The following is a 20,147-nucleotide window of genomic DNA, read 5'->3' on the forward strand; positions in this document are numbered from 1 at the left end:
CATGAAATTTAATCGTACGACAATATTTTTAGTAATCTTGGCATTAGGTTTAACCGCATTTGTTTTTTTGAGAGAAATAAAAGATCAGGGATTTGATATTACTCCAAAGATACAAAATCAAAATGAAGGGGAAAAAATTTTTACTTTCGATACCAATGATATTAAAAATATTACAATTAAAATTAATGACAAAAAAATTAGTTTTGAGAAAATCAAAAACAAAAATCAGTCTTGGCAAATGACACAACCAGAAAAAATAATTGCTAGTAATGCGGCAATATCTTTTCTGATAAATTTATTTAGTCAAGCAGAAAATAAAGTAGAAATTCCTTCAACTAAAGAAAAACGACAAGAGTTTGGTTTAGATATATCTCAATATCAAATTTGGTTAACTTTAAATAATGGTGAAGAATATCATATGATTCTGGGTAAATCGAATTTTGATAATACTCAAATTTATGCGGAAGTAACATTTCCAAAATCTGTTAAATCTCAACAAAATATTTTTCTAGTTTCTAAAAGTTTTCAATATGCCATTGAAAGAGATTTTGAAGAATGGAAAGCACTTAATGATGATTTTTCTAACTAAGATTTTCTTCTGTCAAATTGGGGTAATCTGATTTCGATATAAATTTGTTGGCAAAAATGAGACTAAAAGACTAGGAGGAAATTGACTTAAAAATTATTAAAATTAATTTTCCACAATTGTTTATCACATTTTATTCTTTCGGTGGGTAAAATTTTATGTGTCATCAGTCTTAAACTTTTATTTCTCAAAGTTTTTTACATCTAACTGAGGTGAGGTAATGTTGGGTTTTAAGGATTCAACCCAACCTACAATTAATTTTATGATGTTAATTATTTTTCCAGATTTGCTCTAAAATTTTATCAGTGGGTATATCAGCGATTTGATCACTTAAAGACTGAATACCAATAAAACGATCACTTTGGAAAGGTAATAATTTTTTAGCTTGAGTAGGACCAAAAAGAGCAATAGTATAAGTACCAACTGCTACAGCTAACTGCATAGGCGCACTATCAGTACATAACATCAAATTTGCACCAGCAATTACCGCCGCTAATTTACCAATATCAGGAGGACTAATTACCTTTACGGTTGGGCATAAATTCAATACTTCTGTTGTCCATTCTAAGTCATCAGGACCACATAATAAGACAATAGGTAATTCAGGTTGTTTCTTTTGAATATCTTCAATAATTCTTTGCCATTTAGGTACAGGATATATTTTATTAATACCCTGAATAACTGTTAAAGGACTTGCACCACCATGAATTAAAATATAACCAGTTGTTTTAACATTGATGCGTTTTTGTTCTGACTCTGCCCATTCTATATCCTCTTTTGGTACATTAATTGTCAAATCTGGACAAGGAGAATAAATATTTAAACCTTTAAGTAAATCATGGTACATTAAAGCGTTATATTGTTCAGTTTTTTGAGTCACAGGATTATTAATAAACCATGAACTTTTAGTCTTATAACCAATACGATTAGGAATACCATTAAGCCACAATAAAAAGGCAACAGCCCAATTTTTTTCAAGGGTTATAGCTAATTCATATTCTCTATCTCTAATAATACCAAGTAAATTCAGATAATCTGCTAAACCATTATTATCTTGAAAATCGAATACCATTACTTCTTTAACATATTTACAGATTCGATAAGCATTTTTTGATCGTGGTTCAACGATAACATCAATAATTGCTTCGGGATATTGTGTGTTAAGGGTTTTGAGAGTAGGGAAAAATAAAATTTGATCGCTGATGCCACCCGGAATAAGAGCTAATATTCGCATAGATAGTAATAACTTTATTAAATTACTTATATTTGCTTAATTTTAAAGGATTAATTGGCTATCACCACGTTTTTGTAAAGATTGTTTAGACAATATTTTGTCCAATACTCCCATTTAGTCAAGTTTTATATCGATATTACACCATTAATTTTAAAAAAATATACGATAAAGAATAAATACAAATACTGTAGTATTTTTATCTCTTAATAGGTGTTCTTGGGACAATTAACATCGGAGGTAGGATTATGCTTTTCGAAAATAAGATAAATTTAGTTGCGGCATGGAATCCCATCGATTTCGTCAATGATGTATTCGTTACTGGAAATTATGCCTATCTATTGGGAGATGTTTTAGAAATTATCGATGTCAGTAATCCTAATAATATTCAAGTAATAGCTTCTGTCGATGATGTTAATACAGGTTCTTTTGAAAGTGACACAAATATAGTTTTTATACAAGATAATTCTGCCTATATTTCAAATGCTTCTAATGGTATCACAGTTATTGACATAAGCGATCACAATCAACCTCTTATTTTATCCCAACAAGTTTTCAATGGTGTAAGAGACATTGTGACAGTTAACGATAAAGCCTATACAACAAATAGAGAGACAGGATTAACAATTTTTGAGGTAGCTAACTCCACCAACTTTGAATTAATAGGCAATTATCAAAATTTAAGTTTAAGTTATTCTCAACCTTCAAATGAAATTGCTGTCAAAGGTAACTATGCTTACATAGCCGATGGAGATTTAAAGATTTTTGATATTAGTAATCCCACAAATCCACAACTTATTCTTTCTTATGAGACTTCGAGAGATCCTATTAATTATGCTAATGATGATATTTATGGCGTAGAAATAGTCGATAATTTAGCTTATATATTTGACTCAGAAAAATTGAGAATTTTAGACATAAACAATCCCCTCAACCCTCAATTAATTTCCTCCTATATTTACACTTCAGGTTACTATTATCTTTGGGCAAAAGATTTTGGTATCATAAAAAATTATCTCTATGTTTTAGATCAAGACAAAGGATTGAAAGTTTTTAATGTAAATAATCCTGTTAATCCTCAGTTTATTTATTCCTATGATAGTCCTGATCCGTCTTTAAATTTAGCGATTGCTGAGAATTTAGCCTATATCGCCGAAGGAAATCAAGGTGTAGAAATTCTTGATATAACTAACCCTGAATTACCATTATCAAAAGCAATTTATACCCCTTCAGGAGGTTATAGTTATGACATCGCTGTTGTGGAAAATTATGGCTACATGGCGAATGGAAAGAAAGGATTACAAATTTTTAATTTGACAGATAGTAATAATCCTCAGTTAATTAGCTCTCATCCTATCAGAAGTGATGCCAAAAACATAACTATCAGTGGAAATTATGCCTATGTAAGTTATTCAGGATTAGATATTGACGGTATAAACTGGAAGAATGGCTTTGAAATTATAGATATTAGTAACCCTACTAACCCTCAATCTTTAGGTTTATATAATAATCTTAGTAGCAGTGGTGAGATATCAATAGCTTGTCATTATGCTTATGTTATTGATAAGTTTTCTCTCATTGATGGTGGCTTACAAATTTTTGATATTAGTAATCCTAGTAATCCTTCTTTTGTGTCATCTTTTGAAACCCCAACTAAAGATGACACATCGTCATACATGATTAAAAATATACAGGATATAGCAATTAAAGATAATTATGCTTATACAACCTATAGTTTTTCAGGTGTTACTATACCTCATGTCATAGGATTGGAGATATTAGATATAAGTAATCCTACTCAACCTCAGTTAGTGGGAAGTATAGGAGATGAATCCCTGTCTAGTGTGGTGGTAAAAGGAAACTATGCTTACGCAGGTATTAGTTTCCCCGGATTTAGAGAATATAATCCTCCTCGTGGTGGTATGGAAATAATTAATATTAGTAATCCCATTAATCCTCAAATTGTTGCATCTTATTCTAATAGTAATCCCACAAAAGAAATACAAATAGTGGGAAACTATGCCTATCTTTTGAATAACGAAAGTCTGGAGATTTTAGATATTAGTGATTTTGGGAATATATCACTTATCGACTCTTATTCTCAACTCAGTAATCCTTCAAGTTTTACGGTATCACAGGAAAATATCTATATTGCGGATGGAGAAGATAATTTAAAAATATTAAGCCATAACATAACTAATCAAGGAGAAGATAATCAAGATAATATTAATAATCCATCGACAAATTGTCATGTTGATAAACCTGATTTTAACCACAAACTAGACACCCAAATTTATCGTTTTCAAAATCTTGATAAACCTAGCACTTATCTTTATGCAGGAGAAGAAGAAAGTATTAATATCCGCAACAATTTTCCTAATTTTCAAGAAGAAGGAAAAGCATTTAAAGTTGCTAAGGAGTCTGATGATGATTTAATAGTGATGAATCGTTTTCAAAATCGTGATATAGTTGGTACTTATCTTTATGCAGGAGAAGAAGAAAGTATTAATATCCGCAATAATTTTCCTAATTTTCAAGAGGAAGGAAAAGCTTTTTATGTATATCCTGTTAATGCCAATAAAGGTGTTGATTTTTACCGTTTCCAGAATAATAATATACTTGGTACTTATCTTTTTGTGGCAGAAGAAGAAAGACAAAATATTCTCGCTAATTTTCCTAATTTTCAAGAGGAAGGAGTCGCTTTTGAAGTTTTAATTTAAGCTGATATTTTTCATTAACAACTATAGTGAAGTCTTAGCAAAAGGTAAAAGGGGATAAATTGAGAAATTTTCGAGAAAAATGGATTTTATTTTTAATTTTTGGAAATGTCTAACAATTTAATATCTAAGTCTTGATAAAATTCTTCTTGATATAACTCAACTTTCGATTGTGATGATAATAATAATAATGCCCAAAATATACCGACTTTATCTTTAGATTTTTCTTGTTGATGGTTTTGCCAATAACTAACTAATTTATCTAATTGAATATTTCCGTCATCGTTATTTTTAAGTAGATTCGTTGTTAAAAATTCATTGATTTGTTGAGCTAATTCCGTTAAATTTTCATTGTGAGCTAATTCAGTAATGGTTTTTAAAGCTTGTTTACGAGTATAACCTTTTTTTGTTTTATTTAAGGGTAAATCATGGCTTATTTTTTTCTCTTCTAATTCACTTTCCATGGCTTGTAACTGGGTAATTAATTCCCCTAACGTCACTTTTCTGGTTTTTGGAGCTGGAGCGGATGTACGTCTTTTTATATGCTTATCAAGATCACTATTCCTAAAATTACGTCTAATAGCTTCTAATTCTATATCTTCTTCTAAGTCTTCCAAGTTTTCTTCATTTTCCTCTTGTTGACTTAATTTTTCAAGAGTTTCTGCCTTAAATAGCACTAACATCGAAGCCCATAACATCACCTGCCCAGACTGAGATAAATCCGCAGTTTGTAAATCATTATTCTGATCATTTATACCTAATTCGGACAAAAAACGGTCAATAACTTCAATTACCTGTACATCCCATGGATCAATCTCTCCTTTTTGAGATAATTCTATTAATAATTCTATGGTTTGACTAGCTGGACTTTTATTTGTAATCATTAACAATTAAGAAGGGCAGATTTGTTGATTTATTTTCTTTCTATTTTTAGACAAGACGATCGCCAATTCAATAGCAGAAATCATACTATTAGGGTTAGCGATACCTTGCCCTGCAATATCAAAAGCAGTACCATGATCGGGAGAAGTACGAATAAAAGGTAAGCCAATAGTTGTATTAATTGCTTGTTCAAAAGCCATAGATTTCACAGGTATTAAACCTTGATCATGATATAGGGCAAAAAAAGCGTCAGCAACGGGAATATTAGGGTTATGATACCATGCTTGAGCAGGTTTTATCCACATCGTATCAGGAGGAATCAACCCTGTTAATTTTGCCTGTGGACAGCGTTTCCTTGCATTATCTAACCAATCATTTAACCATTCTTTTTCCTCTGTGCCTAATTTTCCATCTTCACCACTATGAGGATTTAATCCAGCGATGGCAATATGGGGATGAGTTAAATTAAAATCCTGTTTGAGAGTATGAATTAATAAATCTAACTTTAAATCCATCAAGTCGGAGTTAAGGGTATCAGAAACAGCTTTTAAGGGGATATGAGTGGTAGCTAAAAGAGTGCGTAATGTCCATCCTGTATGAGGAGATTTGCCCACAAACATCATGGCAAATTTATCAACTCCTGATTTTTGTGCTAGTACTTCAGTTTGCCCTGGATAATCATAACCAGCTTTTTGCCATAAAATTTTTGCAGTGGGTGCAGTGACGATACCATCAAATTTACCTTCTAAAGTCAACTCGATTGCCTTTTCTAAATATAAAAAACTGGCTTTACCCGTATCAGCATTACCTTCACCCCAAGTAAAGTCAGAAGATGTGTTAATATCAAAAATGTTTAATATATCAGGATGTGCTAAATTAATATTACTTTTATTTTTAAAATGATTATAAGTTTTTTCTAAACAAATTTGAGAACCAATAATAGTTATATTTGCTTGAGTGGAAACCAGAGAATGTGATAAAGCCTTGAGTATAATTTCTGAACCAATACTAGCAGGATCTCCTAAAGTAATAGCTAAGTTAATTTTATGAGAGTCAGACAAAGTCATTTTTTAATCCAAAGTTTTTACTTAATAGTGGCTAATCAATAATTGTTAATTACTAAATGATTTAGTTAAATTTTAGTTTAAATATATTGTGATTGTAGAACATTTATCAATAATTCAAGTTTTAGCGATACTCTCAGCATCCGCCGCAGGAGGTATGAGAATCGGCTTACCATTACTAATCATTGGCTTGGTGCGTATTGATGAATTATGGAGTAATATTCCTTTGTTGTCATCATTAAATCCCCAACTTATCATTGGGATTCTTACCAGTTGGTCACTTTTTGAATTATTTGGTACAAAAAAACTCATTGGTTTACGTATTGTACAAATTGTACAGTTAATTTTTAGTCCTCTAGCAGGAGGATTAATGGCTATAGGAGTATCACGTTTAATTGAAGTTGAAATTACTCCTCTTTGGTTATTAGGTTTAATCGGTGGATTATTCGCATTAGTATTAAAATTCGTACAAGTGGGATGGTTTTTTCGTTTAGGCAAAATTCCCATCGGATTTATTTTTTTAGAAGATTTTTTATCGGCAGTTTTAGTTATTTTTGCTCTTAATGCCCCAGAAAATGGTGGTTTAATTGCTTTTATGTTACTGTGGATTGCTCTGCGTAGTTCCACTGAATGGAAACGTAGATTGAAAACAGAAGAGAAAAAGTAAGTATTTTTAAATCTTTGATTTATCATCAAGAATTGACAACCCAAAGAGCTAATTTTTATTTCTTATTTATTACTTATTATCTATTCTTTTAAAAGCGCTGTATGGTAAAGTCATAAAGTGTTATTTTCTATCTTTTATGATCATGGGTTGGTTTACCAAGGTTTCTCTCACTGCACTATTTTTTTTTGTTCCAAGTATATTTCCTTTCTTAAATCCTAATTCGGTAATGTGTTTTTTAACGGCTTCAGCGAATCAAATCGTTAGCTTTGGTAAAGAAGGAAAACAAGGTGTTGATGGGAAAGATGGAGAAAAAGGTAGAGATAGTGAAGCATTAACTATTTTTGCTGATGGATCACCTCAAAAGTTGGATTTATCAGGTCAAGAGGGTTTATTAGGTGAAAATGGAGGTAATGGTGAAAATGCCCTTTGTGAAAATCAACCTGTTAACGTTAACTATAACTTGGTAGGAGTTGACGGTGGTGATGGTGGCACTGGTGGTAATGGTGGCGATGGTGGCAATGCAGGAGCTTTAACTATCTATGCAACGGATAAAAGCTATTTAAAACAAATATCTGTTCAGGCTAACGGTGGCATAGGTGGAAAACCGGGGGAAGGCGGTAATGGCGGAAAAGGTTGTCAATGTCCTGAGCCTTATTGGATAGTAGAGTCTTGTAATGGCAAACCGGGAGATGCTAATTATAGTTGTAGTAGTAAAGAATTTAGATGTTTAAACGGAGAAAATGGTAAAAATGGCAGATCTGGTAGAGTTGGCAGAAACGGAAAAATTGGTTCTCTTACTCTTATAAATACAAATCAACCATTAGCACCTGATCGTCTGTCAGCTTCTGTGACGATGGCAGAATTGAAAAATAGAGGTTTTAGTTTATCTAAGAATATATGGGAAACTCGTACAGGGGCAAAAGCTTTATTTGCACCAGATTCTGTTATTGATGATCAATATTTAGAATTGATAGAAAGAGTTGAAAATTCCGTTGTTTTAATTTGGAATGCACCCCAAGTATTTGCACCTTTTAGCGATCGCACTCTTACTCTCAATTTAAAAGATGATCGCAGTATAGAAATGAAATTTCCTTCAGATTTATGGCTAGAAACTAATATTTTAGAAAGAAATAATGTAACACAATTATTGGTTTTCAATGCAATAAAATCTCAAGATGCCACGAAATTGAAAAGTAAAGGCTTATCAGGAGTCGGTTTAGGACTAGAACTAGAGTTAATTGATGAGGGAGAAAAATCAGATTTAATTAGTACCCAGTTTAACATTCGATATAGTGTTTCCAACTCCTCAGAAGCCCGTTTACGTCCAGTCAATGATTATACTTTGCGCTATGAAGGAGTTATTCCCCCCGAAGCAATTCGTTATAGTAATAATCGTTTTATCATTGAAATTGGAAGGTTATCGATCGATCCTCGCTATTTAGTAGCTGGTAAGGCAATTCAGGTACAATTAGATATTAAACGTACTTTTGCCAATAATTCTGCCACTCAAAGCATTGTGGAAAAAACTATTTTAGGACCATTTAAGTAATAATTGATTTTTATTCTTCATCCCAATATTTAATAGTGTAACCTAGCTCCTCTGCCGCTTTTTTTTCTTCCGTGCTTAAATCAGCCCAATATTTATCATTAGATGGTGGTGGATCTGTATCTTCTTCCCAACTTGATTCATTCCAACCAAGAATAGACCAAAGTTTTTGCTCATCACTGTTCATGTCTATCCAACTTAAATCATCCCAAATATCACCAGGATTGCCTTTAATTTCACGAATAGTTCCCATTAATTACCTCCAGCGTAAAAAATTTAATTTTAGTTCAATATTTTATTATATTTTAAAGAAATTATTTTTGAAAATTCTTTGATAAAACTTTATAATCGGTTGCTTTTTTTGAGATTAATTTAACTATAGTCGTTTCAAATAAGAATGAAACAGTTTAAGAATAGTAATATTTATCTCAAAAACCCAGATAGTCAGCGATGCCAACCCTACAAAATTTTTCAAAGTGTCTCAAACTTAATTGAAATAACGATAAAAGTATGGAAAAGTTATTCAAATTAATTATGAGGCTAAATAAATATCTTAACCTTTAGCAATTTAAGCCAATAACTAACAGCGAATTATTATAAAAATTAAACTTTTCTATTGAAAACTATTTAAGACGACGAGCATTTAAACAGCACCACTCTCCCCGTTTCCATAAAGAAGCGATCGTCCAACCATTTTTTTCTAAAATCGTACTAATATCAATAGATTGATCTACTAAAATTCCACTTAAAATCACCCAACCATTTGGTTTAATAATTTCTGTCATAGTAGGAATCAAAGTTTTAATCACTTCCGCTAAAATATTACAGACAATACCATCAAATTTAAGTCCAGGAATGAGTTTTAATTGATCTATACTACCGTCAAAAACTTCTATTCCTCCGACATGATTTAACTCACTATTTTCTCTAGTCGCTTTAGTTGCTAAAGGATCAATATCTGTTGCATATACTTGTTTTGCTCCTAACAATTTCGCCCCGATAGATAAAATACCTGAACCACATCCAATATCAGCAATAATAAGCCCTTTTTCTGGTTCATCCAGTCTCATTTCTAAAGATTCCAAGCAAAGTTGAGTGGTAGCATGAACACCTGTACCAAAAGCAGAACCGGGATCAAGACGAATAATAATTCTCTGGGATTCTTTCGGCGGTTCAATCCAAGCAGGATAAATACAAAAGCGATCGCCTATTTCCATGGGTTGCCAGTGTTCTTTCCAACTACTAGCCCAATCCTCATCATCAATCAGTTTCCACGTAATATCTAAAGAATCATCACCTTCTAAAATGACATCTTGTTTTAACCACATAGAAAGTGCGGCTAAATCCATTACTTCTTTCGTAATAGTGGGAATATAAGCCTTAATAAACCAAGAATCTTTTTCTTTCGCTAATGCTGTGCCTTTACAGCCAAATTCCTGCAAACGCCAAAATATAGTATCTTCTAATGCTGGAATGTGATTAATTTTTATTTCCCACCAAGGAGTAGTCATCTTTAAGTAATAGGTAATGAGTAAGGAAAAGGAGACTAGAAGAAATTTCTTAATTGTTAATTGTTAATTATTAATTATTTACAGGTTTACAGTATAAGCATCAGTAACCCCTGGTACTTTAATAATTTCGGCTAAAATACCTTCAGGTAAAGGATCATCAATGGTTAATACCATTACAGCATCACCGCGCACAATTTTACGTCCGACTTGCATACTCGCAATATTTACATTAAAACTACCTAATAATGAGCCTATTTTACCGATAATACCGGGCATATCTCTATGTAAGGTAAATAGCATATAGTTATTAGGAAGTACGTTAACAGGATAATCATTAAGGTTGGTAATGCGAATTTCACCCTCGTTAAGTAATGCACCTCGCACGGAATGAGTGCCTTTTGTACCAGTAGCTTCTAAATAAATTGAGTTACTGTAATCTTTGATGGTAGAGTCTCTGGAGTCAATAACATGAATACCTCTCTCTTTTGCTTCGATAGCTGCATTTACATAATTTACTCTTTCCCGTAATGCTTTAGATAACAAACCTTTAATAGCTGCCACAACTAAGGGTTGACTATTACTATCTGCTAAATCTCCTTGTAATTTTACATTAAAACTTTCGATGCGATCGCCAGCTAATTGTCCGACCAAAGTACCTAAAGTTTCCGCTAAACGCATATAAGGACGAAGTTTTTCCATTACATCAGGATTTAATCCGGGGATATTAACCGCACTTCTAGCAGGTAAACCTAATAAGACATCTCTGATTTGTTCTGCAACATCGATGGCTACATTAACTTGAGCTTCGGCAGTGGATGCACCTAAATGGGGGGTTAAAATTACATTGCTGCCCAATTCTCTCAATCGAGATTCTCCTAAAGGCTCAGAAGAAAATACATCTAAAGCCGCACCAGCAATTTGTCCACTAGCTAAGGCATCATAGAGAGCATCCTCATCGATAATACCACCACGAGAACAATTGATAATTCTAGTGGTAGGTTTCATTTTAGCTAAAGATTCCGCATTGATAAGATTAGCTGTTTCTTTCGTTTTGGGTACATGAAGGGTAATATAGTCAGATTCAGTAAAAATCATATCTAAATCGACTAAAATACAACCTAATTGATTTGCTCTTTCTTGAGAAATAAAAGGATCATAAGCTAAAATTTTCATCCCCATTGCTTTAGCTGCGGTAGCAACATGAGAGCCTATTTTTCCCAAACCGACAACACCTAAAGTTTTTTTGTAAACTTCTGTACCCATGAAGTTTTTACGATCCCATTTTTTTGCCTTTACGGATTCATTGGCATCGGGAATATGACGAGAAAGAGATAACATCATTGCTAAAGCGTGCTCGGCTGCGGCAATAGTATTTCCTTCAGGGGAATTGACGACGACAATACCTTTACGGGTAGCTGAAGGTACATCTACATTATCAACTCCAACTCCAGCACGACCAATAATTTTTAATTGATTTGCGGCTTCGATAACTTCTGCAGTAACTTGAGTACCAGAGCGAATCATTAAGGCATCATATTCCCCAATAATACCCGATAATTCAGTTGGTGATAATCCTGTTTTGACATCTACTTGAGCGACTTGAGATAGAATTTTAATTCCTGCTTCATCTACAGGATCGGATACTAGAACTTTTGCCATTTTAAAATTAATATATTTTTACTTTATCTTTACTGTTGCGATAATTTTATTTAAAGCTCATATATCGCAATGGTTATCTTACCATTATTATCTCTTGTTTGTTAAATTGATCTTAAGGAAATCTAAAACATTGTAACTTAATAGAAGAAAATGACGTCTTTTTTGTCATGTCTGTCATCAAATATCAAATTATTTAGTTAATGTTCGTTATTATTTTATAAAAATATGAAATTACTTTTACATAAAAATTTTAATAGTTGCTTTATTTATTTATTATTAATTTTTACTTTTCCATCAGAAATTAGTTTAGCTCAAACTGTAGAAATAGTTAATCCTCTTACGGTGAATTTTGAAGATGAATTATTACCGAAAATTAAACGAGATTTAACAAATTTAGAAAAAAAAAGAATTCAAGAAAAAATTAATGAATTAGATAATTTAGCTGAAACTGAACTGTCAGCAGGAAATGATGATTTAGCTTTTGGTCTGTGGTATAAAGCTATTAATTTAAGTAGAGCTTTGGGTGCAGATTCTGAGTTAAAAATAATAACAAGAGTGGGTAATTTTGCTTGGGATAAAAGTCGTAATCAAGATATTAATTTTTTAACTGAAAGAATTACTATATTAGAATCAATGTTTACTAAAAATAATAAAATAAATTCAGACTATTTATCTTTATTTATAAACGCTTATGAAGCTTTACACAATTTAGATAAATCAATAATTATTCATCAACAAAATTTAGAATTAGCCAGATTAAATAATAATAATGAACAACAAAAAATTAGTTTACAAAAATTAGGACAATTCTATTTATCTAAATTTGATTATTATCGTGCTGAACCAATTTACCAAGAATTATTAAATATCTCAAGACTAGAAAAAGATTATTTAGCTGAGGGAATTTATTTACAAAAACTAGCTGAAATTAGTGGGGCGATCGTACAACCAGAAAATGCGGTTAAATATAAACAAGAATTAGCAGGGAGTTATGCACAAAATCAAAATTTATCAGCTTTATCTTTACTAAAAATTGCCATCGGAGATGATTATAAAACCTTAAAAAAGCCAGAAGAAGCCACAAAATCTTATCAAGAAGCCTTTAATATTGCATGGGAATTAAAACAATATGCAGTAGCTGGAGATGCTTTACGAAAATTAGGAATACTATATCAAGAATATGAACAATTAGACTCAGCTTTACAAATTTATCAAGAATTAATTAAAGTTGAACAATTGTCATATAATTTTTATGGCTTAATGAATACTTATGACTATATAGGAATTATTTATAGTAAAAAAGAAGATTATTCTTCAGCTGTTCAATTTTATCAAAAAGCTCTTGAAATTTCTCGTAGTCTTAGTCATAAAGAAGACTATTTTTTAGGAAAAATTAACGAAATACAAACAAAAAATTAACCACTCAGCCCTAAATTTTGGGGTAAAGAGTGGTATAAGCATCTTGCCTTTTATTTTAGACTATTCAAAAAAAAATTTTTTCCTTTGCTCGTAGTAAGGGCTTGAACTCTCACTTTGACAATTATTGGAGATGTCTATTGAATTAGCAATTTAGAAATCTAAGATAATTTTTGTAAATTTTAAGATTAAGTTATATAAAAATTACTTAGATAGATTATAATATCAGATTATGTAACTCTCACAAAAATAGCGTAAAGTTTGAATTTAAATCTTATCAGCTGATTAGATGGGAAGATTGCGGTTTTTTTAAGAAAAATTTGCATAGCTCCAGCAAGTCATTATGAGCCTTTTTTGTTAAACTTCGAAAACACTTGCAATTTTTAAATTTTGGAAACATCGACATTATACATTAATTAATCGCCAAAAGCATTGTTGGCGAGGCAACCTATATTTAATGATATAAAATCGATACCAAAAAGACCCTACTTGCATAAAACTTGAATTTGACAAATTGAACTTAGTAATATATTTGAATTCTTAGTTTTTAAGGAATTTGAAAATATTTAATAGGATTTGAAATCGAAAACTAACAAAAAAGGAATACATAGAGTTGTAGAACAACAAAATATAATTTGGCGAAAATACTATGACAACTAATCAAGCAAATCATTCCAATGGCGATACTACCACTTTAAAATCAAATGAGTTCACAGGACTTATTGACACAATATATAATGATGATGACTTAGTGCTATCTTTGAACTCTTCCTTATCTTCAACTATTTCTGAAAACACATCTTTCTCCGTAATGGATGTTAAAAATTCGGTAAATATTGAATCACCTATTGCCACTACCAAAGTAACCCCAGTTAGTGCTGATACTTCAGAATTAACAGCAGATTTGAGTCAAAAGTTGTCCTTGCCAGAGGTTCATAGTTCTTCAACACCATTGATAAAGAACTCTCTATCTTCGATAATTTCTCGTGGAATTTCTCCCCCTGAAACAGTAATTAAACTCCAAGATTCATCTCCAACTTTTTTCTCGCCAATAAAGCCACTTCAAGCAATCAGTGCTCCATCTGGAGATTATCGTATCGATGCACTTTTAGGAGGTAACAAATGGGGGATAACAAATCTAACTTATAGTTTCTATGCTGGAGGTTCATTCTATGGAAGTGAAACAGGTTTAGCATCTGTGAGTGAGGCAGTGAAAAACAATGTACGCTATATTCTCAACAATCTAATTGCTCCATTAATTAATCTTACTTTTACAGAAGTAACTGACTCTCCCAGTAATTATGGTCAACTTCGCTATCTTCTTTCTACAGATCCGGGTTACGCTTATGCTTATTATCCATTTTCAACAGACACAAATCAGGGCAATGGTAATGACGTGGCAGGTGATGTATTTTTAAATCCTGACTATGATAATAATTTTGACACAAATGGTTTTCGAGGAGGAGCAGGAACTCATGGTTATCAATCTTTAATTCACGAAACCCTCCATGCACTAGGGATCAAACATTCAGGTAATTATAACGGTAGTGGAGCAGGAGATCCTCCTTATCTTCCCTACGGAGAAGAAAATTGGGATAACACCCTGATGACTTATAACTTCGACTCTGGTGATGAACCTAGTACTCCTATGGCTTATGACATACTAGCCTTACAATATCTATACGGTGCAAAATCTTACAATTCTAATAACACTATCTATACTTTTTCTGATACAGATCTCTATTCCGATGGCTCTAAAACTGTGGGTAGTTCGACTCTCAACAATAAAATTACTATTTGGGATAGTGGTGGTACAGATATTCTAAATTTTACTGGTTTAGGATCTAATACTGGTGGTTATCGATTTGATATGAATCCGGGAGGATGGTTCTCAACTCAAACTGCTTTTAATGGTACGGGCTATAATGTCGATCCAGGACCACCGGTTAGTTTTAGTTCAGGTACAACCTATAGAGCTACAACCAACGGGACAAGACTTGGTTACGGAATAATAATTGAACATCTGGTCAATTCTTCTAGTAATGACTATATTATCGCTAACTCGGCGGCTAACCAATTTAGTGGCTATGGTGTGATAACTTCTACGGGAAATGATACCATTGAGGGTGGAAATAGTCTTGATACCCTTGATTTATCTGAATTCACTTCTAGTAGTGTTAGTCAAATCCAAAGCGGAAATAACCTAGTCTTAGGATTAGGTTCAGCACGTTCAATTACCGTTAAAGATTATTATTTAACAAGCACTGATCGACTAAATATCCAATTTTCAAGTACGAATATTCTCACTAGCTTTGCCATCGCCGCCACTAATGCCAACCAAACAGAAGGAAATAGCGGAACAAAAGCCTTTACCTTTACTATAAATCGTAGTGGTACTACCACTGGTGCGAATAATGTTAATTGGGCAGTAACAGGTTCAGGTACAAATCCTGCTAATGCTACGGACTTCAGTGGTGGAGTGTTACCATCAGGTACCGTGAGTTTTGCGGCCAATGAAACCAGTAAAGTAATTACAGTAAATGTTCAAGGTGACACCACTGTAGAACCAGATGAAAACTTTACCGTGACTCTTTCTAATGCCACCAACGGGGCAACTATTACCACCGCAACCGCTACTGGTACTATTCTCAATGATGATGGAACAAACGGTAACACTTTTAGCAATACCTCGACTATTTCAATCCCTGAGATTGGGCCAGCATCCTCCTACCCTTCTACTATTAACGTCTCAGGCTTAAGTGGTAATATCAGTAAAGTCACTGTTACCCTTAATAATCTGAGTCATACCTTCCCAGATGATCTTGATATTCTCTTAGTAAGTCCCACTGGTGCAAAAACCCTCTTAATGTCTGATGTGGGAGAAAGTAATGATTTATCAGATGTCACCCTAACTTTTGATCCCACCGCCACCAATTTTTTGCCAGATAGTGGCTTGATTACAAGCGGTACTTATAAACCGACAGATTTTGAATCTGATGACGTTTTCGATTCTCCCGCCCCTGTAGGTCCATATAATGCCGATTTATCCGTATTTAACAATACCAATCCTAATGGGGAATGGAGATTATTTGTAGTAGATGATATTAGTGGAGATTTCGGATCTATTGCTGGTGGTTTGTCTTTAACCTTTGAAACTACAGCATCTTTCCCAACGACTTTAGCGATCGCCGCCACTAATGCCAACCAAACAGAAGGAAATAGCGGAACAAAAGCCTTTACCTTTACCGTGACTCGCAGTGGTACTACCACCGGTGCCAATAATGTAAATTGGGCAGTTACCGGTTCAGGTACAAATCCTGCTAATGCTACGGACTTCAGTGGTGGAGTGTTACCATCAGGTACCGTGAGTTTTGCGGCCAATGAGACCAGTAAAGTAATCACAGTAAACGTTCAAGGTGACACCACTGTAGAACCAGACGAAAACTTTACCGTGACTCTTTCTAATGCCACCAACGGGGCAACTATTACCACCGCAACCGCCATCGGTACTATTCAAAATGATGATACTCCAATCCCAACCAATTTAGCGATCGCCGCCACTAATGCCAACCAAACAGAAGGAAATAGCGGAACAAAAGCCTTTACCTTTACCGTGACTCGCAGTGGTACTACCACCGGTGCCAATAATGTAAATTGGGCAGTTACCGGTTCAGGTACAAATCCTGCTAATGCTACGGACTTCAGTGGTGGAGTGTTACCATCAGGTACCGTAAGTTTTGCGGCCAATGAGACCAGTAAAGTAATCACAGTAAACGTTCAAGGTGACACCACTGTAGAACCAGACGAAAACTTTACCGTGACTCTTTCTAATGCCACCAACGGGGCAACTATTACCACCGCAACCGCCATCGGTACTATTCAAAATGATGATACAAATACATTTTTACCACAAATAAGTATCAGTCCTAATCAAACCGTTATCGAAGGCTTAACCAGTCTTCAAAATGTAACTTACACAGTAATTCTTTCTCAAGCAAGTAGTCAAACAGTAACGGTACAATATGCCACCACTAACGGAACGGCTATAGCAGGTTCAGATTATACTGCTACCAGTGGAACTTTAACTTTCTCTCCCGGACAAATCAGTAAGACTATTATTCTTCCAATTCTCAATGATTTTGTCAATGAGTTTGATGAGAATTTTAACTTAACTTTAAGTAACTCTACTAATGCTAATTTAAGTAACTCTGGTGTTACAACAACCATTGCTGATACTTTATTCACTGCTGTAACGACTACTTTATCCGCCAATGTCGAAAATCTGATCTTAACAGGTATAACGGCTATTAACGGCACAGGTAACGGTGGTAATAATATTATTAGTGGTAATACTGCCAATAATAACCTTAATGGTGGTGCCGGAAACGATACTCTCAATGATGGAGATGGTAATGATACCCTCGATGGTGGTGCTGGAAGTGATGTCATGAGTGGTGGCTTAGGCAATGATTTTTACTATGTCAATAGTACAGTAGATGTGGTAGTAGAAAATGCCAGTCAAGGTACAGATACAGTTATTTCTTCTATTACCCATACCTTAGCTGCTAACGTAGAAAATCTCACTTTAATAGACATAAGTGCTATTAACGGTACAGGTAACACCCTCAATAACACCATCACTGGTAATATAGCGAACAACAACCTTAACGGAGGAGACGGTAACGATACTCTCACTGGTGGTGATGGTAATGATACCCTCAATGGTGGTACGGGAAGCGATCGTCTGACAGGTGGTACTGGTAATGACCTTTATCTTGTAGATAATGTAGGGGATATAGTGAGTGAAACATCGACTCTTGCCACGGAAATTGATACCGTACAATCTTCAATCACCTATACCTTAACTACTAACGTAGAAAATCTCACCTTAACGGGTACAAGTGCTATCAACGGTACAGGTAACACCCTCAATAACACCATCACTGGTAATATAGCGAACAACAACCTTAACGGAGGAGACGGTAACGATACTCTCACTGGTGGTGATGGTAATGATACCCTCAATGGTAGTATAGGAAGCGATCGTCTGACAGGTGGTACTGGTAATGACCTTTATATTGTGGATAATTTAGGGGATATAGTGATTGAAACATCGACTCTTGCCACGGAAATTGATACCGTACAATCTTTAATCACCTATACCTTAACTACTAACGTAGAAAATCTCACCTTAACGGGTACAAGTGCTATCAACGGTACAGGTAACATCCTCAATAACACCATCACTGGTAATATAGCGAACAACAACCTTAACGGAGGAGACGGTAACGATACTCTCACTGGTGGTGATGGTAATGATACCCTCAATGGTGGTACGGGAAGCGATCGTCTGACAAGTGGTACTGGTAATGACCTTTATATTGTAGATAATGTAGGGGATATAGTGATTGAAACATCGACTCTTGCCACGGAAATTGATACCGTACAATCTTCAATCACCTATACCTTAACTACTAACGTAGAAAATCTCACCTTAACGGGTACAAGTGCTATCAACGGTACAGGTAACACCCTCAATAACACCATCACTGGTAATATAGCGAACAACAACCTTAACGGAGGAGACGGTAACGATACTCTCACTGGTGGTGATGGTAATGATACCCTCAATGGTGGTACGGGAAGCGATCGTCTGACAGGTGGTACTGGTAATGACCTTTATATTGTGGATAATGTAGGGGATATAGTGAGTGAAACATCGACTCTTGCTACCGAAATTGATACAGTGCAATCGTCAATTACCTATACCTTAACTACTAACGTAGAAAATCTCACCTTAACAGGTACAACTGCTATTAATGGTACAGGTAACACTCTAAATAATACCATCACTGGTAATACAGCGAACAATAGCCTTGATGGTGGTGCCGGTAATGATACTCTCAACGGTGGCACCGGTATAGATAGTTTAATAGGTGGTACGGGGAATGACCTTTATATTGTAGATAATGTAGGGGATATAGTGAGTGAAACATCCACTCTTGCTACCGAAATTGATACAGTACAATCCTCCATTACCTATACCTTGACAGATAACGTAGAAAACCTGACTTTAACAGGCACAACTGCTATCAACGGTACAGGTAACACTCTCAAGAACGTAATTACGGGTAACAGTGGTAATAATAGCCTCAGTGGAGGAGATGGTAACGATACTCTCATAGGTGGTGATGGAAATGATACTCTCATAGGTGGTGGCAGTAATGACACTCTCACAGGTGGTAATGGTTTAGATTCATTCCGTTTTAACTCTGCTTCTGAAGGAGTCGATTTCATTACTGATTTTACCGTTGCTGATGATACAATTCGAGTTTTAGGTAGTGCCTTCGGTGGTGGTTTAGTAGCTGGTACATTATCTATTAGTCAGTTTACAATTGGTTCATCGGCAACTACTTCTTCTCATCGTTTCTTCTATAATTCTAGTAATGGAGGATTATTCTTTGATGTGGATGGTAACGGTGCGACTTCTGCCGTACAATTTGCCACTTTAAATATCAGTTTAACCATGACTAATGCTGATATTGTGGTAATTTAAAGTTCATAGTTTGCTATTAAGGGTTTTAAGACCAAGGCCATTAATGGCAAACTGTTCGTTAATTTAACTTTCGTAGTTTACACGAAGAGAGGAATCATCTTTGAGTTTAAGGAGGAGGTTTAATTGTGGGTTACTTACTACTGGTTTAGGGATGACTAGTACCGATATTCTTATAATTTGAACTTCTTAGTTTCAGCGAGAAAACTGGTAGAAAGCATCGTGCTTTCTTACTAGAATTTGGGATTTAATGACATTTTTAACCCCCCTTCCCCAAAGTTGGGGTAAAGTACAAGAAGGACTTCATTTTTTACT

General features: G+C 34.2%; 12 protein-coding genes. 6 read left to right on the forward strand and 6 right to left on the reverse strand.

Annotation, left to right across the window (positions count from 1 at the left end; genetic code table 11):
• The first annotated feature begins 1 nt into the window (after position 1).
• Positions 2-589 (forward strand): DUF4340 domain-containing protein, encoded by a 588-nt coding sequence (locus GM3708_RS11520; protein ID WP_066347050.1) that lies wholly within the window; start codon positions 2-4, stop codon positions 587-589.
• A gap of 265 nt (positions 590-854) precedes the next feature.
• Here GM3708_RS11520 and GM3708_RS11525 read toward each other — a convergent pair whose 3' ends face one another.
• Positions 855-1,820: a glycosyltransferase family 9 protein gene (locus tag GM3708_RS11525; RefSeq protein ID WP_066347052.1), complete on the reverse strand. Its 966-nt coding sequence runs from the start codon at positions 1,818-1,820 to the stop codon at positions 855-857.
• A 245-nt stretch (positions 1,821-2,065) separates the two neighbouring features.
• Here GM3708_RS11525 and GM3708_RS11530 point away from each other — a divergent pair, with 245 nt between their 5' ends.
• The gene (locus GM3708_RS11530; protein ID WP_066347053.1) at positions 2,066-4,537 is read left to right on the forward strand and encodes an LVIVD repeat-containing protein; all 2,472 of its coding nucleotides are present in this window, start codon (positions 2,066-2,068) and stop codon (positions 4,535-4,537) included.
• 92 nt (positions 4,538-4,629) lie between these two features.
• Here the strand turns inward: GM3708_RS11530 and GM3708_RS11535 are convergent, their stop codons facing one another.
• The gene (locus tag GM3708_RS11535) at positions 4,630-5,418 is read right to left on the reverse strand and encodes a segregation/condensation protein A (protein ID WP_066347056.1); all 789 of its coding nucleotides are present in this window, start codon (positions 5,416-5,418) and stop codon (positions 4,630-4,632) included.
• 6 nt (positions 5,419-5,424) lie between these two features.
• Positions 5,425-6,483, reverse strand: coding sequence for a 4-hydroxythreonine-4-phosphate dehydrogenase PdxA (pdxA, locus tag GM3708_RS11540; protein ID WP_066347058.1), 1,059 nt, complete (start codon positions 6,481-6,483; stop codon positions 5,425-5,427).
• 88 nt (positions 6,484-6,571) lie between these two features.
• On the opposite strand from pdxA, the gene GM3708_RS11545 reads away from it, so the two are divergent.
• Both GM3708_RS11545 and GM3708_RS11550 read left to right on the forward strand, forming a co-directional pair.
• Positions 6,572-7,147: a DUF4126 domain-containing protein gene (locus GM3708_RS11545; protein WP_173645011.1), complete on the forward strand. Its 576-nt coding sequence runs from the start codon at positions 6,572-6,574 to the stop codon at positions 7,145-7,147.
• A 142-nt stretch (positions 7,148-7,289) separates the two neighbouring features.
• On the forward strand, positions 7,290-8,696 hold the full coding sequence (locus GM3708_RS11550) for a hypothetical protein (RefSeq protein ID WP_066347060.1): 1,407 nt from the start codon (positions 7,290-7,292) through the stop codon (positions 8,694-8,696).
• A 10-nt stretch (positions 8,697-8,706) separates the two neighbouring features.
• Here the strand turns inward: GM3708_RS11550 and GM3708_RS11555 are convergent, their stop codons facing one another.
• From GM3708_RS11555 to serA, 3 genes are all read right to left on the reverse strand, one after another.
• On the reverse strand, positions 8,707-8,946 hold the full coding sequence (locus GM3708_RS11555) for a hypothetical protein (protein ID WP_066347063.1): 240 nt from the start codon (positions 8,944-8,946) through the stop codon (positions 8,707-8,709).
• A 370-nt stretch (positions 8,947-9,316) separates the two neighbouring features.
• The gene (gene prmA / locus GM3708_RS11560) at positions 9,317-10,204 is read right to left on the reverse strand and encodes a 50S ribosomal protein L11 methyltransferase (protein WP_066347065.1); all 888 of its coding nucleotides are present in this window, start codon (positions 10,202-10,204) and stop codon (positions 9,317-9,319) included.
• Between the two features lie 78 nt (positions 10,205-10,282).
• Positions 10,283-11,863, reverse strand: a complete 1,581-nt coding sequence (serA, locus tag GM3708_RS11565; RefSeq protein ID WP_066347067.1) for a phosphoglycerate dehydrogenase — start codon at positions 11,861-11,863, stop codon at positions 10,283-10,285.
• 225 nt (positions 11,864-12,088) lie between these two features.
• Between serA and GM3708_RS11570 the strand changes: the two genes are divergently transcribed.
• The gene (locus GM3708_RS11570; protein WP_066347069.1) at positions 12,089-13,282 is read left to right on the forward strand and encodes a lipopolysaccharide assembly protein LapB; all 1,194 of its coding nucleotides are present in this window, start codon (positions 12,089-12,091) and stop codon (positions 13,280-13,282) included.
• A gap of 646 nt (positions 13,283-13,928) precedes the next feature.
• Positions 13,929-19,835: a Calx-beta domain-containing protein gene (locus tag GM3708_RS19410; RefSeq protein ID WP_066347070.1), complete on the forward strand. Its 5,907-nt coding sequence runs from the start codon at positions 13,929-13,931 to the stop codon at positions 19,833-19,835.
• The last annotated feature ends 312 nt before the right edge of the window (positions 19,836-20,147 follow it).

The sequence above is a fragment of the Geminocystis sp. NIES-3708 genome (genome assembly GCF_001548095.1).
Taxonomy (GTDB): domain Bacteria; phylum Cyanobacteriota; class Cyanobacteriia; order Cyanobacteriales; family Cyanobacteriaceae; genus Geminocystis.

Bases quoted from the DNA above. Each gene is read 5' to 3' on its own strand.
- prmA (WP_066347065.1), bottom strand. From the start codon at position 10,204: ATGACTACTCCTTGGTGGGAAATAAAAATTAATCACATTCCAGCATTA.
- GM3708_RS11550 (WP_066347060.1), top strand. From the start codon at position 7,290: ATGGGTTGGTTTACCAAGGTTTCTCTCACTGCACTATTTTTTTTTGTT.
- pdxA (WP_066347058.1), bottom strand. From the start codon at position 6,483: ATGACTTTGTCTGACTCTCATAAAATTAACTTAGCTATTACTTTAGGA.
- GM3708_RS11555 (WP_066347063.1), bottom strand. From the start codon at position 8,946: ATGGGAACTATTCGTGAAATTAAAGGCAATCCTGGTGATATTTGGGAT.
- serA (WP_066347067.1), bottom strand. From the start codon at position 11,863: ATGGCAAAAGTTCTAGTATCCGATCCTGTAGATGAAGCAGGAATTAAA.
- GM3708_RS11535 (WP_066347056.1), bottom strand. From the start codon at position 5,418: ATGATTACAAATAAAAGTCCAGCTAGTCAAACCATAGAATTATTAATA.
- GM3708_RS19410 (WP_066347070.1), top strand. From the start codon at position 13,929: ATGACAACTAATCAAGCAAATCATTCCAATGGCGATACTACCACTTTA.
- GM3708_RS11520 (WP_066347050.1), top strand. From the start codon at position 2: ATGAAATTTAATCGTACGACAATATTTTTAGTAATCTTGGCATTAGGT.
- GM3708_RS11525 (WP_066347052.1), bottom strand. From the start codon at position 1,820: ATGCGAATATTAGCTCTTATTCCGGGTGGCATCAGCGATCAAATTTTA.
- GM3708_RS11570 (WP_066347069.1), top strand. From the start codon at position 12,089: ATGAAATTACTTTTACATAAAAATTTTAATAGTTGCTTTATTTATTTA.
- GM3708_RS11530 (WP_066347053.1), top strand. From the start codon at position 2,066: ATGCTTTTCGAAAATAAGATAAATTTAGTTGCGGCATGGAATCCCATC.